General features: G+C 54.1%; 2 protein-coding genes and 2 pseudogenes. 2 read left to right on the top strand and 2 right to left on the bottom strand.

The genetic code is table 11. From position 1 onward, the window contains the following. Positions 1-104: 104 nt before the first annotated feature. Positions 105-730 (bottom strand): annotated as a pseudogene (locus tag GA0061101_RS38415) (transposase family protein); the annotation flags it as partial. Positions 731-1049: 319 nt separating this feature from the next. On the opposite strand from GA0061101_RS38415, the gene GA0061101_RS38410 reads away from it, so the two are divergent. Continuing rightward, positions 1050-2297, top strand: coding sequence for an ATP-grasp domain-containing protein (locus GA0061101_RS38410; RefSeq protein WP_004126188.1), 1248 nt, complete (start codon positions 1050-1052; stop codon positions 2295-2297). A 266-nt stretch (positions 2298-2563) separates the two neighbouring features. Here GA0061101_RS38410 and GA0061101_RS38405 read toward each other — a convergent pair. Then, positions 2564-2790: pseudogene (locus tag GA0061101_RS38405) on the bottom strand (transposase domain-containing protein); the annotation flags it as partial. 142 nt (positions 2791-2932) lie between these two features. Here GA0061101_RS38405 and GA0061101_RS38400 point away from each other — a divergent pair. After that, a partial coding sequence (locus GA0061101_RS38400) for a transposase (RefSeq protein ID WP_245297676.1) occupies positions 2933-3063 on the top strand: 131 nt, incomplete at its 3' end.

Raw genomic sequence — 3063 nt, 5'->3', positions numbered from 1 at the left:
CTTCGTCACTCATATTTGGTGTCCACCTATTTTAAGTGGACACTTCATGCGGCAGAGAATTCAACGCGAAAAGGCGCAACGAAATGAGCGCTTACACTTCGTCGGCGTGAGATGTCGCGGATCGTTCGCCCGAGATAGGTCCTTAGCTTGGGCAGCGCCGTCCCAGCCCGCTTGAACTGTTTGGCATGGGGATACCGCTGGTGCTGGATCAGGGCGAATTTTCCCAGCCGTCTGGCGCAGATCGAGCGCCACCCTGCGAGCCAGCCACACGAGCCGCTCCGTGCCCGGTCAATGAGCTTGGCGGCGGTCGGAAACATCATGTTCTTGGACTATTGTATCGACGATCGCCTGCCGCGTGTCCGACGACTTCATCGCACCGGTCTTGACGCCACCAAGAGGCTCTCCTGCAGAAGCGCCTTTATCCGCTACTCGCCCATGCGTTGGCGCCAGCCATGCGACAAACTGCATTTGCGCTGCCATCAGCGACGAACGATCGAAACGGCAATGTGTGTTGGAAGAATGTCCCGCCGCAGAAATACTGGAGAGGCTGTCGAGGTAGTGGCGGCATACCGGCTCCATCGGAATAAATCTCACCATATCGTTCTTCTAGAACGGCCAATCGATTGTCTGCGCCAACCAGATAAGGTCGTGCTTCAGATCAATGATCTGATCAAGACGAGACCGGAACGGATCCTGCTCCCGTCTCGCGCCGTTCACTAGGTCTCGACATTTGTTGGCTCCCATTGTTCCTGAGGCAATGCGACAGCTTTCTTGCGACACCGATTAATGGGACACGTACGATGTACCGGAAACATCAACTACTTCCGGATAATTCACGGCCGACTACCTTGGCCTCGTTTGACGAACTTGACAGATTCAACTTCAAATAGACGCTGCATAGGCCCTTCAAAAGTTTTACAGAATCTTTGCACAAGCAACCCGCCGACAATGATACGCTCACATAAACTGAAGAAACGCGTTGAGTGAGAGAGGGACTTTGCAATTTGCCCTCAGATCATCCAGAGCGTCAACGTCGGAGCTCCGCGTAAATGGCAAGAAGAGCGCTCATCCTAGTTGAAGGTAGTAGAGGTAATGGTCCTCTGTATATTCAAGCTGCCCAGCGCCTTGGCATTCAACCAATTACTCTATCGGTTGACCCAGCTCAGTACGACTATATTTCGGCAAAAAGGGTACAAGCGATCCGTGTCGATACAGGCGATCTCGATGCAATGATTCATGAGTGTACCCAGCTACGTGCGACTTATGACATCGCGGGCATCACTGGGTTCGCGGGCCGAGATGAATCGGTCTATGTGACAGTCGGGAGGCTCTGCCGCCATTTCGATCTACCCGGACCAGACCCAGCATCGATTGAACAGTGCTACGACAAATTCGTTCAACGTCAACTCCTCGCACGGGCGGGCGTTCCAATACCTGCCTACCGCTTGGCAACGGATGCAACGGACGTTGAAAGCTCTGCAGAGGAGATTGGTCTGCCGGTGATACTTAAGCCAGTCACTGGCAGCGGCAGCAGCGGGGTCCGATTATGCCGCAACATCACGGAGGTGGCTGAACACACGACTTATCTGCTGGGCGGTAAGCACATCTGGCGATCTTCGCCAGGGATACTAATCGAAGAGTTCGCTCAAGGACCATACTATAGTGTCGACACAATGGGGAATGAGGTCGTTGCAATTGGCACCGCCAAATTTGGCAGCCCACCGCATTTCGTCGTTCGTGAGAGCATCTTTCCGGCGCCCCTAACTGATGGTCAATGTAAGTGCATCGCCGATGTTTCACTAAGCTGCTTACGAGCTCTCGGTCTTGGTTGGGGGCCAGCGAACATTGAATTGCGGTGGACGAAGCGAGGTCCAGTCGCTATTGAAGTCAATCCGCGTCTTCCGGGTTGGACCACTCCTCGGCTGATTCAGCTGGCTTATGGTGTCGATCTTATCAATCAGCACATCAAGCTTGTCATAGGCGAGAAATGGGATTTGAGCCGAAGACGTTCGCAGACGGCGGCCGCACGATTCCTAGTTCCTGATACCGATGGCATCCTCGATTGGATCAATGGCGATAGGCAGGCAGCCGCTGAGCCCGGTGTCGCCGAGATTGAACTGTACCTTAAACCGAAGACGCCGTTCGTCAGGAAAAGCGATGACCGAGACTCGATTGGACACGTCATTGCCACCTCACCCAGTCGCAGTCAGACCGAGATCATACTTGAGCGTGCCGTTAACCTAATCAGTTGGTCGATTACACCTTTTCCGAACATTGGCGAACAGGAACAATTGTAAGCATCTGCTCGAGCAGCTTTTGAGATGCAGTACGCATTCGGCGAGGACCGCATTAATTTCGTATTTGCTCGTCAAAAGCTCTCGCAAGGGATATCGACGATGCGGTGCTGGCGCTGTCGTGGCTTGTGAAGACCCGCAGCTTGTGACTCTCAGGTGCATTGTGGCTCCGCCGTGTGCGGCGTCTACGCCCCATTGATTTTTCAGTTTCAGCGACTCAATAGTGTTCCCTAAGGCCGGATATGAGCTCAGGATAGTATCTGACGAGCTCATTGTGAGGTCTTGATGCGAGCGGCATAAGCCCATGGCATCAGAGCGTCGATATCTTTGGCAAGAGGCCATTGGCGAGACGGGTGAAGAGATCCCACAGATAAGCGTAGGGCTCCACGCCATTCATTTTGCATGTGCCAATCAGGCTGGCGAACTGGGCCCAGTTGCGTCCGCCTTCATCATGGCCTGCAAAGAGCGCATTGCGGCGGTTCATGGCAATGCCCCGTTCATTCGTATGCCCACGCCGAGGACCGCCTTGCTTTGTCACGGTGATAGCGATGTTTTGCTGAGGTGAGCGGTATCGCCACGTTGCTAACAACGAGGATAACGACGTGTCTATCCATCAGCTTGAGATTTTGGCGGGCAGTATGCGGCGCCGGAAGTTCACACGAACTTCCAAGGAATCGATCGTTTCGGAGACGCTGACTGGCGAGATGACGGTGACGGAGGTTGCGCGACGTCACGACGTTGATCGGTCACTGGTTTATCGGTGGCGTCG

The sequence above is a fragment of the Martinezella lusitana genome (genome assembly GCF_900094565.1).
Classification (GTDB): domain Bacteria; phylum Pseudomonadota; class Alphaproteobacteria; order Rhizobiales; family Rhizobiaceae; genus Rhizobium; species Rhizobium lusitanum.
The sequence above is the reverse complement of the archived record's forward strand: the minus strand, read 5'-3'. Positions and strand labels throughout refer to the sequence as shown.

Excerpts from the sequence above, each read along its gene's own strand:
- GA0061101_RS38410 (WP_004126188.1), top strand. The coding sequence starts at position 1,050 with ATGGCAAGAAGAGCGCTCATCCTAGTTGAAGGTAGTAGAGGTAATGGT.